Annotated in this window: 19 protein-coding genes; 7 read left to right on the top strand and 12 right to left on the bottom strand. The window is 65.0% G+C overall.

The genetic code is table 11. The features are described 5' to 3' along the window. Window positions 1-2 precede the first annotated feature (2 nt). The 10 genes from IQ16_RS19825 to pncA form a co-directional block, all read right to left on the bottom strand. Window positions 3-863, bottom strand: coding sequence for an ABC transporter permease (locus IQ16_RS19825; protein WP_018642012.1), 861 nt, complete (start codon window positions 861-863; stop codon window positions 3-5). After that, entirely contained in the window at window positions 860-1789 is a 930-nt protein-coding gene (locus IQ16_RS19820) for an ABC transporter permease (protein ID WP_018642013.1), read from the bottom strand. Before IQ16_RS19820 ends, IQ16_RS19825 begins: the two co-directional genes overlap by 4 nt. Beyond that, window positions 1789-2775 carry an ABC transporter ATP-binding protein gene (locus tag IQ16_RS19815; protein ID WP_018642014.1) on the bottom strand — a complete coding sequence of 329 codons (987 nt, stop codon included), beginning with the start codon at window positions 2773-2775 and terminating at the stop codon, window positions 1789-1791. Before IQ16_RS19815 ends, IQ16_RS19820 begins: the two co-directional genes overlap by 1 nt. Next, on the bottom strand, window positions 2772-3755 hold the full coding sequence (locus tag IQ16_RS19810) for an ABC transporter ATP-binding protein (RefSeq protein WP_018642015.1): 984 nt from the start codon (window positions 3753-3755) through the stop codon (window positions 2772-2774). Before IQ16_RS19810 ends, IQ16_RS19815 begins: the two co-directional genes overlap by 4 nt. Window positions 3756-3757: 2 nt before the next feature. Continuing rightward, window positions 3758-5395 carry an ABC transporter substrate-binding protein gene (locus IQ16_RS19805; protein WP_018642016.1) on the bottom strand — a complete coding sequence of 546 codons (1638 nt, stop codon included), beginning with the start codon at window positions 5393-5395 and terminating at the stop codon, window positions 3758-3760. Between the two features lie 30 nt (window positions 5396-5425). After that, complete coding sequence (locus tag IQ16_RS19800; protein WP_018642017.1) at window positions 5426-6241, bottom strand: sugar phosphate isomerase/epimerase family protein; 816 nt, start codon at window positions 6239-6241, stop codon at window positions 5426-5428. Between the two features lie 459 nt (window positions 6242-6700). Next, window positions 6701-7084, bottom strand: a complete 384-nt coding sequence (locus IQ16_RS19795) for a GrlR family regulatory protein (protein WP_026311843.1) — start codon at window positions 7082-7084, stop codon at window positions 6701-6703. A gap of 36 nt (window positions 7085-7120) precedes the next feature. Continuing rightward, a complete protein-coding gene (locus IQ16_RS19790) occupies window positions 7121-9154 on the bottom strand; it encodes an NAD(+) synthase (protein WP_018642018.1) in 2034 nt (677 codons plus the stop codon). A 137-nt stretch (window positions 9155-9291) separates the two neighbouring features. Beyond that, window positions 9292-10407, bottom strand: coding sequence for an alpha/beta fold hydrolase (locus IQ16_RS19785; RefSeq protein ID WP_018642019.1), 1116 nt, complete (start codon window positions 10405-10407; stop codon window positions 9292-9294). Window positions 10408-10423: 16 nt separating this feature from the next. Beyond that, complete coding sequence (gene pncA, locus IQ16_RS19780; RefSeq protein WP_035666130.1) at window positions 10424-11050, bottom strand: bifunctional nicotinamidase/pyrazinamidase; 627 nt, start codon at window positions 11048-11050, stop codon at window positions 10424-10426. Between the two features lie 268 nt (window positions 11051-11318). Between pncA and glk the strand changes: the two genes are divergently transcribed. From glk to IQ16_RS45695, 3 genes are all read left to right on the top strand, one after another. Further along, a complete protein-coding gene (gene glk, locus IQ16_RS19775; RefSeq protein ID WP_018642022.1) occupies window positions 11319-12296 on the top strand; it encodes a glucokinase in 978 nt (325 codons plus the stop codon). A gap of 150 nt (window positions 12297-12446) precedes the next feature. Continuing rightward, window positions 12447-12650 (top strand): hypothetical protein, encoded by a 204-nt coding sequence (locus tag IQ16_RS19770; RefSeq protein WP_018642023.1) that lies wholly within the window; start codon window positions 12447-12449, stop codon window positions 12648-12650. Between the two features lie 144 nt (window positions 12651-12794). Continuing rightward, complete coding sequence (locus IQ16_RS45695; protein ID WP_167526338.1) at window positions 12795-12950, top strand: hypothetical protein; 156 nt, start codon at window positions 12795-12797, stop codon at window positions 12948-12950. A gap of 85 nt (window positions 12951-13035) precedes the next feature. Here IQ16_RS45695 and IQ16_RS19765 read toward each other — a convergent pair whose 3' ends face one another. Together IQ16_RS19765 and IQ16_RS19760 are read right to left on the bottom strand one after the other, a co-directional pair. Next, window positions 13036-13413: a response regulator gene (locus IQ16_RS19765; RefSeq protein WP_018642025.1), complete on the bottom strand. Its 378-nt coding sequence runs from the start codon at window positions 13411-13413 to the stop codon at window positions 13036-13038. 112 nt (window positions 13414-13525) lie between these two features. After that, window positions 13526-14338, bottom strand: a complete 813-nt coding sequence (locus tag IQ16_RS19760; protein WP_018642026.1) for a Spy/CpxP family protein refolding chaperone — start codon at window positions 14336-14338, stop codon at window positions 13526-13528. Window positions 14339-14843: 505 nt separating this feature from the next. Here IQ16_RS19760 and IQ16_RS19755 point away from each other — a divergent pair. The 4 genes from IQ16_RS19755 (at window position 14844) to IQ16_RS19740 (ending at window position 19281) form a co-directional block, all read left to right on the top strand. Next, window positions 14844-16184 (top strand): ABC transporter substrate-binding protein, encoded by a 1341-nt coding sequence (locus IQ16_RS19755; protein ID WP_018642027.1) that lies wholly within the window; start codon window positions 14844-14846, stop codon window positions 16182-16184. 140 nt (window positions 16185-16324) lie between these two features. Continuing rightward, window positions 16325-17263, top strand: a complete 939-nt coding sequence (locus IQ16_RS19750) for a carbohydrate ABC transporter permease (protein WP_018642028.1) — start codon at window positions 16325-16327, stop codon at window positions 17261-17263. Continuing rightward, entirely contained in the window at window positions 17263-18174 is a 912-nt protein-coding gene (locus IQ16_RS19745; protein ID WP_018642029.1) for a carbohydrate ABC transporter permease, read from the top strand. Before IQ16_RS19750 ends, IQ16_RS19745 begins: the two co-directional genes overlap by 1 nt. A gap of 6 nt (window positions 18175-18180) precedes the next feature. Next, a complete protein-coding gene (locus IQ16_RS19740) occupies window positions 18181-19281 on the top strand; it encodes an ABC transporter ATP-binding protein (protein ID WP_018642030.1) in 1101 nt (366 codons plus the stop codon). Window positions 19282-19300: the final 19 nt, after the last annotated feature.

Below are 19300 nucleotides of genomic sequence, written 5' to 3'. Positions count from 1 at the left end.
CGCTATTGCAGCGTCGGATCGAGCCGGTCGCGCAGCCAGTCGCCGATGACCGAGACCGCCAGCGTGGTCACGACGATGGTTGTCGCCGGAGCCAGCATGATCCAGGGGGCCCGGGTCAGGTACTCGCGGCCATAGCCGACCATGTTGCCGAGGCTGGTCATCGGCGGCTGCACGCCGAGGCCGAGAAAGGACAGGCCGGATTCCATCAGGATCACCTCGGGGAAGACCAGCGTGGTCGAGACGATCAGGGTCGAGGCGATGTTGGGCAGGATGTGCCGGAGGTAAATCCGCGACGGCGTCGCCCCAAGCTGACGGACGGCGGCGGCGTAGCCCTGCGCATTGGCGGAGATGGCAAGGCCCCGCGCGATGCGGGCATAGCGCTCCCAGCCGAACAGGCCCATCAGGCCGATCAGCAGCGGCAGCGAATTGCCGAAGAAGGCGAGCACGGCCAGCGCCATGATCAGGAAGGGCATGCTGGCCTGGAAGTCGGTCAGCATCAGCACGAGCTGCTCGACCGCCCCGCGGAAATGCGCGGCCAGGAAGCCAAGCGTTGTGCCGACGATGGCCGAGATTGCGGTGGCGCCGAAGGCGATCAGCAGCGAGATGCGGATCGACACGAGCAGCCGCGACAGCACATCGCGGCCGAGCTCGTCCGTGCCGAGCCAGTGCGCGACATTGCCGGGTGCCGCGAGGCGGTTGCGCAAATCGAGCTGGGTGAAGCCATAAGGGGTGATCTTCTCGGCAAAAGCGGCGATCAGGAGCATCGCGACGATCCAGGTGATCGCGAGACCGACTGAGACCGGAATCGCCGGCAGGCTGATGCGGCGGCGGACAGCCGTGTCCTTCAGCGTGGCGTCGGTCATGCGTGGGCCCCCTTGGCGCGCAGGCGCGGATCGAGGAAGCCATAGAGGAAATCGACGACCAGGTTGGACGTGACCATGGTCATCGCGACCAGCAGCAGGATGCATTGCACGACCGCGAGGTCGCGATTGGCAACCGCAACGACAAGAAGCCGCCCTACTCCCGGCCAGGCAAACACGCTCTCGACCACGACCGCGCCGGCGATCAGCGTGCCCACCATGAAGCCGAGAATGGTGACGGTCGGGATCGCCGCGTTCGGCAGCGCGTGCGATGTCACGACCTTGCGCCACGGCACGCCCTTGGCGGAGGCCGTGCGGATATAGGGCTGGCCGAGCACCTCCAGCATCGCGCTGCGGGTGAAGCGCGCCAGCACCGCGGCGCCGCCGAGGCTGAGCGTTGTGATCGGCAGAATGGCGTGGCGCCAGCTGTCCTGCCCGCCCGAGGGCAGCCAGCCGAGCTGCACGGCGAAGACCAGAACCAGCAGCAGCGCCAGCACGAAGCTCGGCACGGTGAAGCCGGCGACCGCCGTCATCATCACCGCGCGATCGATTCCCGAGCCCCGATGCAGCGCCGCGTAGATACCGGCGGGAACGCCGAGCGCGACCTTGAAGAAGAAGGCCGGCAGCGTCAGCGCCAGCGTCGCCGGGATGCGCTCCAGCACCAGCTCGATCGCGGGCCGCCCGTCGCGCATGGAGCGGCCGAGCTCGCCTTTGGCGATGGCGCTGAAGTAATCGAGGTACTGGAACCAGATGGGATCATCGAGGCCCCAGGCCTTGCGGAAGGCGGCGATCACCTCGGGCGGTGCCTCCGGTCCCAAAATCATCAGGGCAGGATCGCCCGACAGCCGCAGCACGACGAAGGCAAAGGTGACGACGAGCACGATCGTCAGAGCTGCGCGCCCGATGCGAATGGCGAAATAGCGTCCCATCACGCCGCGTCCCGCGTTTGAGCGCCGGTGACGAGATGGCAGGCGACCTGTCTGTCACCGCCCACAGCCGAGAGCGCCGGCACCTCGCTCGCACAGCGCGCGATGGCGCGTGGACAGCGCGGATGGAAGGCGCAGCCTTGCGGGCGCGCGGCCGGGTTCGGCGGATCGCCAGCCAGCACGATGCGGCCGGCACTGCGACGGCCTGGTGCGGGCGAGGCCGAGACCAGCGCCTGTGTGTAGGGATGCTCGGGGCGCGCAAAGAGATCGTCGGCGCTGCCGACCTCGACGATGCGGCCGAGATACATCACCGCGACGACGTTGCTGATCTGCCTGACGACGCGCAGATCGTGGCTGATGAACAGCAAAGTCAGCCCGAGTTGCGCCTGGAGATCGCAAAGCAGGTTCACCACCTGCGCCTGGATCGAGACGTCGAGCGCGCTGACCGGCTCGTCGCAGACCAGGAAATCCGGCTTCGTCGCCAGCGCCCGCGCCAGCACGATGCGCTGGCGCTGTCCGCCCGAGAGCGCGCCGGGATAGCGCGCGCCATGCGCCGGCGTGAGCTCGACTGCGCGCAGCAATTCGCGCACCCGCTCCTCGCGCATCGAGGGTGTGCCGACGCCGTGGATGTCGAGCGGCTCGCGGATCTGTGTGGCGACCGGCAGCCGCCGGTCCAGCGCCCCCAGCGGGTCCTGGAAGATCATCTGCATGCGGGCCCGCTGCGTGCGCCACGCGGCCGTCCCTAGCGCGGCCATCGGCTTGCCGCCAAACCGCACCTCGCCGCAATCGGGAGGCTCGAGGCCGAGCACGATGCGGCCCGTGGTGGATTTGCCCGAACCGGACTCGCCGACGAGGCCCAGCGTCTCACCTTTGGGAATCGTGAGTGACACGCCGTCGACGGCATGCACGGCCGTGGCTCGGCCGAACATTCCGGAGCGCATGCTGTAGCTGCGGGAGATCGCGCGGACCTCGACGAGCGGCGCGCTCATTCGGCGGCGATCCCGAGCAGTGCGCGGCGAGAGGCGTCGGCGCGGATGCAGGCGACGGTGCGGTCATTGGCAATGGGCGCGAGGGTTGGTGCCGCAAGACCGCACGGATCGGTCGCCAGCGTACAGCGCGGCGCAAAGGCACAACCGGTCGGCATGTGCGCCGGATCGGGCACGGTGCCGGGAATGGCGGTGAGACGGCGCCGCGGTCCGTCGAGCGGCGGCAGCGCGCCGATCAAACCCTGCGCATAGGGATGCAGGGGATCGGCGAAGAGCTGGTTGCTGGGCGCCTGCTCGACGATGCGGCCGGCATACATCACCGCGACGCGGTCGCAGTTCTCGGCGACGACGCCGAGATCGTGGCTGATCAGCACCATCGCCATGCTCATCTCGCGGCGAATGGTGGAGAGCAGCTCCAAAATCTGCGCCTGGATGGTGGCATCTAAAGCCGTGGTCGGCTCGTCCGCGATCAAGAGGTCGGGATTTCCAGCGAGCGCCATCGCGATCATGATGCGCTGGACCTGGCCGCCGGAGAATTCGTGCGGATAGGCTTCGAGCCGCCGCGCCGCATCGGGGATGCCGACGAGATCGAGCAGCCGCTTCGCTTCGGCCTTCACGGTCTCGCCCTGGAGATCGCGATGCAGCGCCAGCGCCTCGCAGAGCTGCTTGCGGATGGTCAGCACCGGGTTGAGCGCGCTCGCCGGATCCTGGAAGATCATGGCGACCCGCCCGCCCCTGACGCGGTCGAGCTCGGCGGCCGGCGCGCCCAGCAGCTCGCGCCCGTCGAGCCGCACTGAGCCCGAAATCTTCGCATGCCGCGGCAGCAGGCCGAGTGCGGCGAGCCACGTCACAGACTTGCCGGAGCCGGACTCGCCGACGAGGCCGAGGGCCTCGCCCTTGCCAAGAGCGAGGTCGACACCACGCAAGACCGGCACGCCATTGAAGGCGACGCTCAGGCCTTCGATGCTGACCAGCGGCGACACCTTCAGGCCTCGAAATTGCCGGCGCGGAAATCCATCGCGAAGGCGGGCGAGGCCTTCCACCTGATCGATTTCGGCTTGGCCGTGAAGGTCGCGTTCTGGTGCAGCACCGTATAGGCGGGATCCTCGCGCTCGGCGATCTCCAGCATGCGGCGGAACGCCTTCTTGCGCGCGGCGCGGTCGGTCGAGGTCTCCAGGAATTCCGAGAGCGTGTTCAGCTCGGCATTGGTCCATTCGCCGATCTGCTGCTGCTGGCCGTTCGGCCCGTGCTGGGCGACCAGCGAGGACACCGGATCGTTGAAAGCAGCCGAGTTCGACCAGTCGCGCACGGCGCGGGTCGGCGCCCGCTCCATGATCTGCGACCAGTTCTCCTTGGTCTCGATCTGCACGTTGAGGCCGACCGACTTCCACATCTCGACCAGCACCTGCGCGGTTGCGACCTGGTTGGTGTAGTAGTTGTTGAGCAGCCGGTACGGGATCGGATCGCCCTTGTAATTGGCCTGCTTGAGCAGATCCTGCGCGAGCTTCGGATCGTAAGCCGGCACGCTCCAGTCGGCGTTGAACATGTCGCCGTAGAACTCCCACTGCAGGCCCTTCGGCACGCGGGTGCGGCCGGCCCACAGGCTGTCGACGATGGCCTGGCGGTCGATCGCATGGGTGAAGGCGCGCCGCACCAGCGGATTGGCGAGCACGGCGTGGTTCTTGTCGAACACGGTCAGGCGGTGATTGAGGATGGTGCCGCCCTGCACTTCGAACGCGGCGTTCTTCTCGATGCCGGCGATCTGGTCCGGCGGGATGTCACAGGCGAACTGGTATTCGCCCGAGAGCAGCCCGTTGATGCGGCTCGCGACTTCAGGGACTTCGAGGAAGCGGATGCGCTTGAGCGGCGGGCGGCCGCCCCAATATTCGTCGTGTGCTTCCAGCGTCAGCGACACGTCGGGCTTGAGCTCGACGACCTTGTACGGCCCCGTCGTAACAGGCTTGCGCGCCCAGTCGAGATAGCTCGCGGACTCTTCCCAGGCGCGGCGGTTCATGATGTCGGAGCCGTAGCGCGACAGCCGACCCTCGATGGTGACGTCGGGCGTCGCGTTGTAGAAGCGCACCGTGTACTTGTCGACGGCGTCGACGCGGACGAGGTCCGGCCAGATGCGGCGGGCGACGGCCGGCACATCGGGCGGCAGCTCCTTGCCGGGACGCGGCGTCGGGATCTTCTCGAAGGCCTGGATGGTGGAGCGGCTCTTGGCCTCGGTCTCGCCGAACATGCGCTGGCGGCTGAAGGTGAAGACGACGTCTTCGGCCGTGAGTTCGTCGCCGTTGTGGAACTTGACGCCCTGCCGCAGCTTCACCTCAACGGTCTGGTCGTCGATGCGGCGCCACTCGGTGGCGAGGCCCGGCACGGCCTCGAGGCTGCCGCGCCAGTTCTTGGAGATCAGGCCTTCCCAGATCGAGGAGAAGAACACGCGCTCGCCGACATTGGACTGCTCGCGCAGCACGTCGAGCACGTTCGAATTGGTCACCTTCTGCACGGCGATCGTCACCGACGGACGGTTGTCGGCCTGACCGATCGCAAAGCGCGGCAGGAGAAGCGTGCTCGCGGCAGCGCCGCCGGACTTCAGGATGGTGCGACGGGTGAGTTTGCTCATGACAATAAGCCCTGCCCTCTGTGATGTCGGTTATTCGGCGAGACCGAGCGCGGCGAGATGCGCAGCGCCCTTGCGGACGTCGTCGTGGTTGCGGAGCTCGAGGATCAGCCGCGGGTTGGAGGTCAGCCGCCCCAGCGCGCGGAACACGGCGACCCACGGAATATTGCCTTCGCCCGGCGCCCAGTGCCGGTCGGCAAAGCCGTCGGTGTCCTGGAGATGCACATGCGTCAGCATGTCGCCGGCGGTCTCGACGTAATAGTCGACCGGCGGCGCGCCGGTGGAGATGTGGGCGTAGTTGGCGTGACCGGTGTCCAGCGAGACGCGGACCTTGTTGCTTTCGAGCGCCTTGGCGAGGCGCACGCGGTCGCGCGGATCCTTGTCCTCGATGTTCTCGATGACGATCTCGCAGCCGATCGTCTCGGCGCGCGCGATCACTTCGGCGAGCGTCGCCTTGACGCGCTCGACGATATTTGCGCGGTTATCGGGATACAGATCGAGATTGTTGTGGTCCCAGGTCGTGAACGGCGAATGGATCACCATTTGAGTCGCGCCGAGGAACTCGGCGGCTTCCAGCCCCTGCCGCAGGCGCTTGGTCACGGCCTGGCGGATCATCGGGTCGTGGCTGTCGATCTTGAAGCCCCAGAAAGGCCCATGAATGCCGAGCCGGCCGGTGTGACCGGCAAGCATCTGCTTGATCTCGCCGGCCGCGCTACGCCAGTCACCGTCGAGCAGATCGGCGCGGAAAAAATCCTGGATCTCGAGATCGCGCTGCCGCTCGAGGAGCCAGTCGCGATGCGCGGGGATCGATCTGATGGACAATGCGGCGCCCAACACCGGCTTCGACATGGCTTGCTCCTTCGGTCGTCAGCGATGACGAGGAGCAGCGCTAGACCAGTTCAATGACAGGCCCGTGAAACCGAGATTCGGCCGCGTCGAGCAGGTGTGGACATCCTGCGCATCGCCAGCATCGATCTTGTGCAGCCGTGCTGCCGTCGATGCAGGCACGTGCAGTTTGCCGCAGAAGCAAGCTCAATCGTGTCCGTAGTGATCCGGAATGGAATCCTATTTCGATCTCGCGTACATCGCGCGACATCGATCGGCGGCCACTTCCAGGGGCATCACCCTCTGATCGCGCACCAAGGGGTTGGGGGACCACATGGGGCGGGGGATCGAAGGCTGGGGCAAGGTTGCGAGGTCCGGACTCCTAGGCACTCCGGACCTCGCACTTTCCAGCAGCGCGAGCACGCCAGCATATCCCTGAATCCACATATGCTTGCCGCGACGAAGCTCGAGGTGAGCGTCAGCTCACATCGCATCCTTCAGCGTCAGCCGCGCCGTGAACGTCACGCTGGTCTTGCCGACCAGCGCCATTCCCTCGACTTCGGCGCCGCCGGGGAAATAGTCGCCGGAAAAACCGCAGGTGACCTCCCTGCCTCCGAAGGCGAGCGTCCTGCCGACTGCCTCGGTGTGCTGATTGACGATCATGTCACCGCGCCACTTGCCGTTCCGGAAAGTGTAGCTGCCGGTGTAATAGAAATAGCTGTCGCCACCCATGATGCGGCCGTCGCAGAGCACGACCACGCCTCTCGCCTGCCCGCGCTTGCCGTCGCGCATTTCGATGTCGAAGATGTAGAGGCCGTTGACGACGCTGGCCCCTTCACCCGCTTCCGAGCTTTCACCGGCCGACATCAGATCGCTCCCAGCAATATCGATCCGCCGCGCCAATCAGTTCGGCACGTTGCGCTCGAGATCCTCGAGCCAGGCCGCGGCGCTCGAATCGGACGGCGCACGCCAGTCGCCGCGCGGCGACAATGAACCGCCGGCCGACACCTTCGGACCGTTCGGCATGGCCGAGCGCTTGAACTGGCTGAAGGCGAAGAAGCGGCGCAGGAACACCTCCAACCAGCGCCGGATCTCGGGAAGATCGTAGGCCCTGCGCTTGTCGTTCGGGAACGCCGGCGGCCATTCGCCCTTGCCGACGTCCCTCCACGCCTGGAGCGCCATGAAGGCGATCTTGGACGGCCGCATGCCGAAGCGAAGCGTGTAGAACAGGTTGAAATCCTGCAGCTCGTAAGGGCCGACCGAGGCTTCCGTGCTCTGCGGCTTCTCGCCGGGCTGCACGGGCACCAGCTCGGGCGAGATTTCCGCGGCAAGGATCGAGCCCAAGGTCCGGTTCACGTCGCCGCTGAACTGCTTCGAGGCGATCACCCAACGGATCAGATGCTGGATCAGCGTCTTCGGCACGCCGGCATTGACGTTGTAATGCGCCATCTGGTCGCCGACACCATAGGTGCACCAGCCCAGCGCGAGCTCGGAGAGATCGCCGGTTCCAATGACGATACCACCGTGATGATTGGCGAGGCGGAACAGATAATCCGTGCGCAGGCCCGCCTGCACGTTCTCGAAGGTGACGTCGTAGACCTTCTCGCCCTTGCCGAAGGGATGGCCGATGTCCTTCAGCATCTGCGTCGCCGTGGTGCGGATGTCGAGCTCCTGCCAGCTCGTCTGCAACGCCTTCATCAGCGCCAGCGCATTGGTCTTGCTCTCGCTGCCGGTGGCGAAGCCCGGCATGGTGTAGGCGAGGATGTTCTCACGCGGCAGGCCGAGCAGGTCGACCGCCTTGGCGGCGACGATCAGCGCATGCGTGGAGTCGAGGCCGCCCGAGACGCCGATCACGACGCGCTTGGTGCCGGTCGCGCGCATGCGCTGCACGAGGCCGGCGACCTGGATGTTGTAGGCCTCGTAGCAATCCTGCTCGAGCAGGCTCTCGTCGCTCGGCACGAAGGGAAAGCGTTCGACCTTGCGCAGGAATCCGATATCGGCGGCCGGCGGCTTCAGGGCGAACGTCACCTTGCGGAAGAAGGCCTCGCGCTGGCGCCGGTTGTCGTCGAACGTGCCCATCAGCGCGCGCTCCTGCCGGAGCAGATCGAGGTCGACATCGGCATAGGTGATCTGGCCGCCCTGGCGGAACCGCTCGCCCTCGGCCAGCAGCACGCCGCTCTCGTAGATCGAGGTCTGGCCGTCCCAGGCGAGATCCGTGGTCGATTCCCCCGCGCCCGCGGCGGAATAGACATAGGCCGCGAGGCAGCGCGCGGAGGTCGACTGGCACAGCAGCGCGCGCGAGCGGGCGCGGCCGATCGTGATCGGGCTGCCCGAGAGATTGATCAGCACGCTGGCGCCCGCCAGCGCGAGCTCCGAGGCCGGCGTCACCGGGATCCACATGTCCTCGCAGATCTCGACGCCGATGGTCAGGCCCGGGACGTCCTCGGCCGCGAACAGCAGGTCGGCGCCGAACGGCGCGTGCAGACCGCCAAAGGCAATGGTCTCGCCGGCGATGCCGGCGCCGGAGGCGAAATGGCGTCCCTCGTAGAACTCGCGGTAGGTCGGCAGGTAAGATTTCGGCACGACGCCAAGGACGTTGCCGCGATGGATGACGACGGCGCAATTGTAGATGCGGTGGACAAAGCGCAGTGGCGCACCGACAATCAGCACGGTCATCAGAGCGGTCGAGGCCTCGACGATGCTGGCAAGCCCGCGCTCCACAGCATCGAGCAGCGGGTCCTGCTTCACCAGATCCTCGATCGCATAACCGGACAGGCACAGCTCGGGAAATACGGCCACCGCCACCGACTGTTCGTGGCAGGCATTGGCCGCCGCCAGGATCGCCTTCGCATTGGTCGCGGGATCGGCCACATGGGAGGTGGTCACGCAGGCTGCCACGCGCGCAAATCCGTGGATGTAGATCGAGTGGAAAGTCATCGAGCGCAGTACCCTTAAATCTCTTCCGGCCGGCCGCCGCCGTCAGTTCATATGTAGCCCATCGATCCGGCCCCGTGCAGGCCATCCGCCGTCATGCATAACGGATTTGCGCCCCGGCCGGTCCAGCGCTGGCGATATCAGGCGCTGCGGGCCAGGACGCCGGACAGATCGTTCCGCAGCCACTCCGCGATCCGGGGCCAGGCATGCGCGTGGGTCCGCGCGCCCATGAACAGGCCGAGATGGTTGCTCGGCTCGGACGCCGCCGCGATGAAGGCGGGCGGCGTACCGACAAGCTGGGCCGTGGCGAGCGCCTGCGTCGCCGGCACCACCTCGTCGTCGAGCCCGGCCAGCAGGAAGATCGGCGCCTTGACGTCCTTGAGACGAACCTTTCGGCCAAGCGCGACGAAGTCGCCGCCGGCGATCCGGTTCTCCCGGAAAATCCAGTTGACGATCTCTAGATAATAAGTCCCGGGCAGATCGAGGGTCTCCACATTCCACTGATCGAAGCGCGCGAGCAGTGCCGCACCTTCCTCGTCCGAGAGCTCCCTCTGCAAAGCGGCTGCGATATCCTCGCGACTTGGCGTTTTCGACCAGAAGCGCAGCATCTCCTCGCCGCTGACATTGCCACCGCCACGCGCGACGAGCTGGTCGTAGACCATCCCGGGCGCGTTGCGGGCGAGCCGCGACATTGCCGAGTCGATCGACAGGTCGACTGGGGCGCCCGCCAGGACCAGCCGCCGCACCTTGGCGGGAAAGCGCGCCGCATAGAGCAGCGACAGCCAGCCCCCCTGGCACAGTCCGACGAGATCGACCGGCGCGCCGATCTCGTCGATGGCGACGTTGAGATCCGAAAGATAGCTGTCGATCGAGAGATAGCGCATATCTGACGTCGCCGACCGCCAGTCGGTGAGATAGACCCGGTCGATGCCGCCATTTTGCAGCGACTGCACCACGCTGTGCCCGGGCGCGAAGTCGGCAATCAGGGCGCGATGCAAGGCATAGGGCGCGCAGACCAGCGCCGGCTGGCCGGACCGGTCCGTCGTGCAATCGCGCAGGCGCATGGTCGCAAGCTCCAGCGCGACCCTGCTCGGCGTCGTCGACGGCAGGCTGGTGTCGGCCGGCTCTGCCGGCCCACGCTCCATCCACCAGAAGCAGGCATCCATGGCGAGCCGCGCCGCTGCAAACGGCCACAGCAGCGGGTCGTCGGGGATGTGATCCGGTCCACCCGGCTGTTTGCCTGTCTTCTGCGCCACGTCTATCTCGCACCCCTCACAGGAACGCCTCGAAGCTGATGACGGAAATGCCGAGCTCGCCAAAACTCCGATGGGCCGCCGCCACGGAGCCGTCGAGGTCGATGCCGCGGCAGGCATCCTCGATCACCGCGACCTCGAACCCGGCCTTGCGGGCATCCTCCGCCGAAAAACGGACACAGAAATCCAGCGCTAAACCCGCAACGAAGACGGTCTTCAGCTCGCGCTCGCGCAAATAGCCGAGCAGGCCCGTCGGCGTCCTGTGGTCGTTCTCGAACAGCGCTGAATAGGAATCGATACCGCGGCGAAAGCCCTTGCGCACCACCAGGCTCGCCTTGGTGACATCCAGCTCGCGGTGGAATTCGGCGCCGGCCGTGCCCTGCACGCAATGCGACGGCCAGAGCACCTGGGTGCCATAGTTCAGCTCGATGGTCTGGAACGGCTGCCTGCCCGCGTGGTTTGGCGCGAAGGAGACGTGATCAGCTGGATGCCAGTCCTGGGTCAGCACCACATTGGTGAATTTTTGGGCGATGCGATTGATGGCGGGCACGACTTTCTCGCCGCCGGGCACGGCCAGCGCCCCGCCGGTGCAGAAATCGTTCTGGACATCGATCACCAGCAGCACGTCGCGGTCAGAAATCTTCATCGCAAGGTCCCATTCCACCCACCCCTCGCCGAGCGCCGAATGCTGCGTCCAATGTCGACCTTCCGGCGCAACTTCGCAACCACTGACCGCGCGGGCGATAGCGCGCTGACGACCAGGAGGCATGCCAGGATGCAACGGTTTGGCCTTGTCCGTGTTGACTAGGCACAATCAAGCGAGGATTCTCGGACCGTCCGCGCAGTTGCGGATCGGATCAGGAACGGAGGCAGGGGTTCCCGAGGGCCGGCAAGGCCGCGGCAGCCACAGAGCCATGGGTATCGGCAAGACAGGACAAATTCTTCTCGCCGATATCGGCGGCACCAATGCGCGCTTCGCGCTGAGCCAGCGCGATGGCCACGAAACCGGGCCGATCGACTACGTGAAGGTCGCCGACTTCCCGACCGTCCGGGAAGCCATTGCCGATGTGCTGGCACGCAAGTCTGGCGGCGAGCCGCCGCGACGGGCCGTGCTGGCCGTGGCAGGCCCCGTCACCAACAACCGCTGCGTCATGACCAACAGCCCCTGGGTCATCGACGGCAACGAGCTCCAGCCGGCGCTCGGCTTCGGCAGCGTCCACGTGCTCAACGATTTCGAGGTTGTGGCCTGGTCCCTGCCCGCCTTGCAGCCGGCCGATCTGATCCCGCTCGGCGGACAGGACGGCTTGCCTGGAGAACCGCTGCTGGTGGTCGGGCCTGGAACCGGCTTTGGCGTCTCCTGCCTGGTCGAGCGCCACGGGGCGCGCCTGGCCGTCGTCACCGAAGCCGGACATGCGACGCTGCCGGCCGAGAACGAGCGCGAGGAGCGCGTGATCGCGTGCTTGCGCAAACGCCTCGGCCATGTCTCGATCGAGCGCGGCGCGCTGTCCGGCTCGGGCTTGCAAAGCCTCTACGAAGCTCTCGCGGAGGTCGACGGCGCCCAGGTGCCGCAGCGCGATGCCGCTGCCATCACCAAGGCGGCCCTGGACGGCAGTTGTGCACATAGCCGCGCGACGCTGGAGATGTTTTGCGCCACCCTCGGCTCGGTCGCCGGCAATCTCGCGGTGACCTTCGGCGCCCGCGGCGGCGTCTATATCGCCGGCGGGATTGTCCCGCGCTTTCCCGAGTTCCTCGCCGCCTCGGCCTTCCGCGCCCGCTTCGAAGCCAAGGGACGCTTCCAGGATTACTTGCGCAACATTCCGACCCGTCTGGTCACCAGACCCGATGCGAGCTTCCTCGGCCTGAAGATGTTCGCCGATCACAATCCGGATTGAAGCGCAGCCGGCAGAGACCGTCCCGGTCCGTTAACTAATTCACAGCTGATTGCATCCAAAGCCAGGTTCCACGCAGGATCGTGCTTGCCCGATTGTTTCCCATGGGAAACAATCCGCCGAGTGTGTGGCGTTGGTTGCGGGGGGCGTGACATGCGTAAGCAGGACGTTGGGTTCGACTATCACCGCTATCACCGCCTGCTGACCGAGGCGGACGACGAGGACAAGCGGCTCGCCCTGATCGAGCTCCTGATCGAGGAGAAGGCGCGAGACCGGCTGGCCGCCCAGCGCGCCTCGGATCGCGCCGCCATGACCGCCCACACCATCGCTACCGTCCTGAGGAACGGCCGCAGCTGAGACTTGCGAGCCCGGGACGGCACGCGCGCTGATGCGTGCCGGTTGCGATTCCGTTAAGGATCCCTCGCAAGCTCACGTCAAACTTTTTGCTCTAAGAGTTCCCTCACCTGATGCAATTCAGGATCAACAAAGGGGGGAATGAACATGAGCATGATTTCGCTCGCCGCGATGCCGGCTGTCGCCGAAACGCGTTTCGCCAGTTCTTCGTTCAAGACCATCTTGCTGTTCTGCTGCGTGGGCCTTCTCGCCTCGTTCGACCTGATGGCGCGCGGCATCGATCTCAGTGCCGGCCTGATCTGAGGCCGCGACGGATTTCTTCGTGAAATGGCCGCCCCCACGGGCGGCCATTTTCGTTGGCGATTTCAGCGCGGCAACTTTGCCGTCGTCAGCGTGGCGCCTCCGCTGTGGCTTCCGGAAACAGCGTCTCGATCATTCCCTTGAGCTGGTCGATCGAAATCGGTTTGCGCAGGATCGGCCTGCGCCGGAGCAGGGACGGCAGCAATTCCGGCCCGTAGCCGGTGGCGAACAGGAACGGCTTGCCGCGGCGCTCGATCAGGTCGGCGACGGGATCGACGTAGAGACCCTTGAGATTGATGTCGAGGATGGCGAAGTCGTATTGCGCGGTCATCGCAAAGGCGCTCGCGTCCCGGACGTTGTCGGCTTCCGCGACGACGTGGTGGCCGAGCTCTGCCACCATGTCGGCGATCATCATCCGGATCAACGCCTCGTCTTCGACCAGGAAAACGGAGAGTCCGTCCGCCATATCAACCCCGCAGTCAGCCTTGCGAAGCTAATCATAACCGAATTGCGGAGAGGATTCACGAATTCGTGGCGAGCGCCGTTAATTCAGGCGCCCGCATTCCGATTCAACTTGATCAATCCAGTCCGCGTTCGTGGCTGAGGCGCACCATCTCCTGGATGAAGACCTGCCTCTGCTTGTCATCGAGGCTCGAATAGAGCGGCTCGGCGGCGTCGGCGACGTTGCGTTGGTCGGCGGCGCGGTCGATCAGGAATTGCGCCTCGTTGCGCATCTGCTCGATGATGTCGTCGGGCGGATCGCGCTTGGCGCGCGCAACCCGCAGGTTGAGTCGTTCAGCGCCATTATGCCCCAAGTAGTGCATTGCGCTCGAGAAGCCGTACCAGTGCTTCTCCTGGTCAGGCGTGAGGTTCAGCTCGGTCTTGATCCGCTCGATATAGGAATCGCTGTTGGCCACGATCTGCTCGGCGGTTTGTTGCGGCGCGCCGGGCTGGGTGAGGACGGTAACGTCCTTGTTGTCCTGCGGCGCATTCGGCGCGTTCTTGGCTTCCTTGGTCGCCTTGGCGCCCTTGCCCGCCTTGGCGTTCTCCTTGGCGCTCTTGTCCTTGCCGGCGCCCTGCTGCTTGGCGTCCTTCGCATCCTTGCTGGCGTCCTTATTAGCGTCCTTGGCGGCCGGAGCCTGGTTGGCATTGTTATTGTTGCCGACACCGAGCACGCCGGTAAACACGCCGACCACGCCGCCAATCGCGCCGCCGAGCACGCCACCGACCGGGCCGGCCGCCTTGTTCCCGGCAGCCGCCCCTTCCTGGACGCCTTTCACCAATCCTTGTGCGTTCGCGACTGCGGCGACGCCGAGCAGCAACGCGAGCACTGACCCCAGCGCGAGCGATCGTCGCAAGTAATGTCGCGCTGGCGGCGCCGGGTGGATCATTCTCGTCTCCATCATCGAACTGATTGGTCTGTCGGGATAGGAGCTACCCGCTGGTTGCAACTCTATCGTTTCCGCGGCTTCGAGGTCCAGACGCAGCCGTTTGCTGTCCACGCCCGAAAAGTGTTTCGCGCGAAGCGGTTATGCAGGCTTATTCGGAACTGCGGCGTAATTGCGCACGGCCCGTTCCCGACCGGCTGACGCAATGTGTGCATCGCAAAAAACGAGCGAGTGCGATTCCCCTCCCACGCGCGATGCAGGAGGCGCTGCCGCGCTTTCAGGCACAACGTTAGTTCTAGACGAAGCGTCTTCGGCTTTCTCGACAGACGCGGTCAATCATGATCTGATCGCGCTACCAATTTTGCCGTGCGACGCATGATCCAGATCGACGCTGACGGCGCCGACAAGAAGCGACCAACAAGAAAAGCCAACAAGAAAATCAAAAGCAAAACTCGGAAGAGTTCAGAGGAAACACCAGAACAATAAAACACCCAAGCGAGGAAACGAGATGTCACGCAAGACACTGACGCGACGTCAATTTGTGGCTGCCACTGCAATGTCCTCCGCGGCGCTGATCACGGCGCCCTACGTCCGGGGCGCTTACGCTGCCGGCAAACTCTCGATCGGCTTCTGGGACCACTGGGTGCCCGGCGCCAACAAGGCCTCGACCGATCTCGTCAATGAATGGGCTGCGAAGGAGAAGGTCGAAGTCTCCATCGACTACATCACCAGCAACAACAAGAAGATCGAGCTGACCGCGGCGGCCGAAGCGCAGGCCAAGTCCGGTCATGACATCCTGCAGATGCCGAGCTGGTGGCCGCAGGCCTATTCCGAGAATCTTGAGCCGCTCAACGACATCATGGAGCCGCTGCTCAAGCAGAATGGCGAGGTGAACGGCACCGTCAAATATCTGGGACAGTCGGGCGGCAAATGGCTCGCGGCGCCCGCGACACCCGGCAGCCAGATCAAGGGCCCCTGCTCGCGCATCGATCTGATGAAGAAGCATGCCGGCATCGACGTGCAGGAGATGTATCCGGCCGGCGGCCCGCCCAAGGTCGAGAACTGGACCATGGAGACCTTTCTGAAGGCGGCCGAGGCTTGCCACAAGGCGGGCTTCGCGTTCGGCATCGGTATGGGCGAGACCACCGACAGCGTGGACACCGCCGGCGCGATCTTCCAGTCGTTCGGCGCCGAGCTCGTCAATGCCAAGGGCGACATCACGGTGAAGACCGATCAGGTTCGCCAGGCGATGGAGTTCTACAAGAAGCTGATCGCCTTCCTGCCGCCGGATGCTCCGTCCTGGGACGACGCTTCCAACAACAAATGGCTGATCTCCGGCCGCGGCGCGATGATCCTCAATCCGCCGAGCGCCTGGGCCGTTGCCAAGCGCGATGCGCCGCAGGTCGCCGAGCAGTGCTGGACGCACGGCTTCCCGTCCGGTCCGAAGGGACGGTTCGCACCGTACCTGCCCTACTTCTGGGGCGTCTGGAGCTTCGGCAAGAACAAGGAGGCGGCCAAGAGCCTGCTCGTTCACCTGTCCTCGCCATCGTCGATCGAGAAGTTCGTTGCAGTGAGCGGCGGCTACGACCTGCCGGCCTACGCGAACATGAGCAAGTTCCCGACCTGGGCGGAAGAAGGGCCGCCGAAGGGAACGCTCTTCCACTATCCGGACCCCTACAAGCATCAGACGCTGTCGATCGCCGCGTCGCCCGCGCCGCCCAAGATCGCGCAGCAGATCTACTTCCAGGCGACGCTGACCAAGATGGCGCTGCGCTTTGCGCGAGGCGAAACGATGGAGCAGGCGCTCGCCTGGGCCGAGGGCGAGTGCGAAGGCTTCATGCGGAGCTAGGCCGGGATGTGCCGGGGCGGTTCACGCCGTGTGCGTGGGCCGCCCGCATTCCCGTCATCCGGATCCGCATGATCGCGAAGCCGACCCACCGGCCGGCCTCGTCGGAACGTCTGCAAGAATGCTGACTTGAGGAAGCTGATATGGCTGATGTCGTCGTTGAGCGAGGTCGCGTCGCCCGTGCGACAGGCGCGCGCAAGGGAAAGAGTCTGCGCAATGCGCTCGGGCGAAAATCGACGGTTGCGTTCTTCCTGACGCTGCCGCTGATCCTCCTGATCGCGATGCTGGTGCTCTATCCCGCCTTCTATTCGCTCTATCTGGCGACGCTGAACAAGGCGATGACGAAATTCGTCGGCCTCAGCAATTTCACCTTCCTGTTCAAGCGCGAGACGTTCTGGATGGTGGTGCAGCAGTCCTGCATCTTTGCGATCACCGCCGTGATCTTCAAGGCGCTGATCGGCTTCATCGTCGCGCATTTCGTCCACAACATTCCCGGCAAGAAGCAGCGCAAATGGCGCGGCATGCTGCTGGTGCCCTGGGTCATTCCACCGGCGATGAGCACGCTGGCCTGGCTGTGGCTGTTCGATCCGTCCTACAGCGCCTTCAACTACACGCTCTCCTTCTTCGGCGTCGGTCCGATCCCATGGCTGGGTGACACCTTCTGGGCGCGCTTCTCCGTCATCCTCGTCAACGTCTGGTACGGCGCGCCGTTCTTCCTGATCATGTATCTCGCCGCGCTGAAGTCGGTCCCCGATCAGCTCTATGAGGCCGCGGCGATCGACGGCGCCAATTGGTGGCAGAAGATCTGGCATATCACCTTGCCGATGATGCGCAATATCATCGCGATCACCACCTTGTTCTCGCTGATCGTCACCTTCGCCAATTTCGACATCGTGCGCATCCTGACATCGGGCGGCCCGCTGGATACCACGCATCTGTTCGCCACCTGGGCCTTCCAGGTCGGCATCCAGAGCAGCGACATTCCGCTCGGCGCCTGCGTCTCTTTGTTCATGGTGCCGATCCTCGCCGTCGCAGCGATCTTCATCCTGCGCGACGTCTCCAAACGCGGGAACGAAGCCTGATGAGCACGCTCACAATCGACAAGGCCGGACCGTCCCGCAAGGTCAAGTATGGCAGTATGAGCCGGGACCGCACCTGGGCACTGCGCTGGTCCTACTTCTTCCTGGTGCTGTTTGCGATCTTCTTCCTGACGCCGCCGATCTACATGCTGATCACCTCGCTCAAGAGCAGCGCGGAGATCTCGGCTGCGACCAATCCGTGGTGGGTGTTCCACCCGACGCTATCGAACTATGTCGAGCTCCTGACCTCGAACCAGTTCCTGCGGTTCTTCTGGAATTCGTCGATGATCTCGATCATCGTCGTGATCGTGACCATGCTGATCAGCATCCCCGCCGCGTTCGCGCTGGCGCGGATGAAGTTCTGGGGCTCGGCGACTTTGGCCACCGGCGTCTTCCTCACCTATCTGATCCCGGACAGCCTTCTGTTCATCCCGCTGTTCAAGATGCTCGGCGTGATCCAGGAGTACACCGGCATCACGCTGCTGAACCGATGGTACGTGCTGCTGTTCATCTATCCGACGCTGACGGTGCCGTTCTGCACCTGGATCATGATCGGCTATTTCGCCTCGATCCCGAAGGAGCTCGATGAAGCCGCACTCATCGACGGCGCTTCCTGGCTGCAGACCCTGACGCGGATCTTCATCCCGGTCGCGCTGCCCGGGCTGATCGCCGCGACCATCTTCGCGTTCACCGTGTCCTGGGCGCAGTTCCTCTATCCCCTGGTGTTCACGACGTCGGTCGATCAGTTGGTGCTGCCGGTCGGCATCACCACCACGCTGATCAAGGGCGACGTCTTCAACTGGGGTCAGATCATGACCGGCGCGCTGCTCGGCGCCGCGCCACCGCTGGTCATCTACGCATTCCTGATGGACTACTACATTGCCGGCCTGACCGCCGGTGCGACAAAGGGTTGATGACTCATGGCTGAGGTTGCTTTGCGGAAGGTAGTCAAGCGTTACGACGATGTCGAAGCCGTGCGCGGCATCGACCTCGACATCGCCGATCATGAGTTCATCGTGCTGGTTGGCCCCTCCGGCTGCGGCAAGTCGACGACGCTGCGCATGATCGCCGGGCTCGAGGACATCAGCGACGGCGACATCATGATCGGCGGCGACGTCGTCAACGACGTGCCGCCGAAGGACCGCGATATCGCGATGGTGTTCCAGAACTATGCGCTCTACCCGCACATGACGGTCGCCGAGAACATGTCGTTCGGGCTGCGGCTGAAGCACTATCCCAAGGCCGAGATCAAGGCCCGCGTGACTGAAGCCGCCCGCCTGCTCGACATCACCGATTTGATCGACCGCAAGCCGAAGCAGCTCTCCGGCGGCCAGCGCCAGCGCGTCGCGATGGGCCGTGCCATCGTGCGCAACCCGAAGGTCTTCTTGTTCGACGAGCCGCTCTCCAATCTCGACGCCAAATTGCGCGTGCAGATGCGTATCGAGATCAAGAAAGTGCACCAGAAGGTGCGCACCACCACCGTCTACGTCACCCACGACCAGGTCGAGGCGATGACGCTGGCCGATCGCGTCGTGGTGATGAACAAGGGCCGCATCGAGCAGATCGGCACGCCGAACGAGCTCTACCACAAGCCGGCGACGCGCTTCGTGGCGGGCTTCATCGGCTCGCCCGCGATGAACTTCATCCCGTGCCGGCTCGAGGACGTCGGCGGCACGCTTCAGCTCCGCCTCACCGACCGCATCGCGTTTCCGCTGCCGCCGGCCCGCGCCGCACGCTACAACGCGCTGCCGCGCACCGACAAGCTGCTGCTCGGCCTCCGGCCCGAGCATCTCACGGAGTCGCACGCGCATCTGGGTCCAGGGGTCGAGACCTTCGACACCGTGCTCGACGTCACCGAACCGATGGGCATGGAGACCCTGGTCTATTTCGGGCTCGAGGGCACGCCGGTCTGCGGCCGCGTCGATCCCAATGCCGGCGCCAAGGACGGGGCCCCCATGCGTTTGGCGATGGACCTCAACAACATGCACCTGCTAAACGAAGAGACCGGCGTCGTCTTGTGACGCCGGCTTAGGAAACGCG

It is taken from the genome of Bradyrhizobium huanghuaihaiense, assembly GCF_007830635.1.
GTDB classification, from domain to species: Bacteria; Pseudomonadota; Alphaproteobacteria; order Rhizobiales; family Xanthobacteraceae; genus Bradyrhizobium; species Bradyrhizobium huanghuaihaiense.
The sequence above is the reverse complement of the archived record's forward strand: the minus strand, read 5'-3'. Positions and strand labels throughout refer to the sequence as shown.

Excerpts from the sequence above, each read along its gene's own strand:
- IQ16_RS19795 (WP_026311843.1), bottom strand. The coding sequence starts at position 7,084 with ATGTCGGCCGGTGAAAGCTCGGAAGCGGGTGAAGGGGCCAGCGTCGTC.
- IQ16_RS19770 (WP_018642023.1), top strand. The coding sequence starts at position 12,447 with ATGCGTAAGCAGGACGTTGGGTTCGACTATCACCGCTATCACCGCCTG.
- IQ16_RS19805 (WP_018642016.1), bottom strand. The coding sequence starts at position 5,395 with ATGAGCAAACTCACCCGTCGCACCATCCTGAAGTCCGGCGGCGCTGCC.
- pncA (WP_035666130.1), bottom strand. The coding sequence starts at position 11,050 with ATGAAGATTTCTGACCGCGACGTGCTGCTGGTGATCGATGTCCAGAAC.
- IQ16_RS19790 (WP_018642018.1), bottom strand. The coding sequence starts at position 9,154 with ATGACTTTCCACTCGATCTACATCCACGGATTTGCGCGCGTGGCAGCC.
- IQ16_RS45695 (WP_167526338.1), top strand. The coding sequence starts at position 12,795 with ATGAGCATGATTTCGCTCGCCGCGATGCCGGCTGTCGCCGAAACGCGT.
- IQ16_RS19825 (WP_018642012.1), bottom strand. The coding sequence starts at position 863 with ATGACCGACGCCACGCTGAAGGACACGGCTGTCCGCCGCCGCATCAGC.
- IQ16_RS19750 (WP_018642028.1), top strand. The coding sequence starts at position 16,325 with ATGGCTGATGTCGTCGTTGAGCGAGGTCGCGTCGCCCGTGCGACAGGC.
- IQ16_RS19815 (WP_018642014.1), bottom strand. The coding sequence starts at position 2,775 with ATGAGCGCGCCGCTCGTCGAGGTCCGCGCGATCTCCCGCAGCTACAGC.
- IQ16_RS19820 (WP_018642013.1), bottom strand. The coding sequence starts at position 1,789 with ATGGGACGCTATTTCGCCATTCGCATCGGGCGCGCAGCTCTGACGATC.
- IQ16_RS19760 (WP_018642026.1), bottom strand. The coding sequence starts at position 14,338 with ATGATCCACCCGGCGCCGCCAGCGCGACATTACTTGCGACGATCGCTC.
- IQ16_RS19765 (WP_018642025.1), bottom strand. The coding sequence starts at position 13,413 with ATGGCGGACGGACTCTCCGTTTTCCTGGTCGAAGACGAGGCGTTGATC.
- IQ16_RS19745 (WP_018642029.1), top strand. The coding sequence starts at position 17,263 with ATGAGCACGCTCACAATCGACAAGGCCGGACCGTCCCGCAAGGTCAAG.
- IQ16_RS19740 (WP_018642030.1), top strand. The coding sequence starts at position 18,181 with ATGGCTGAGGTTGCTTTGCGGAAGGTAGTCAAGCGTTACGACGATGTC.
- IQ16_RS19755 (WP_018642027.1), top strand. The coding sequence starts at position 14,844 with ATGTCACGCAAGACACTGACGCGACGTCAATTTGTGGCTGCCACTGCA.
- IQ16_RS19800 (WP_018642017.1), bottom strand. The coding sequence starts at position 6,241 with ATGTCGAAGCCGGTGTTGGGCGCCGCATTGTCCATCAGATCGATCCCC.
- glk (WP_018642022.1), top strand. The coding sequence starts at position 11,319 with ATGGGTATCGGCAAGACAGGACAAATTCTTCTCGCCGATATCGGCGGC.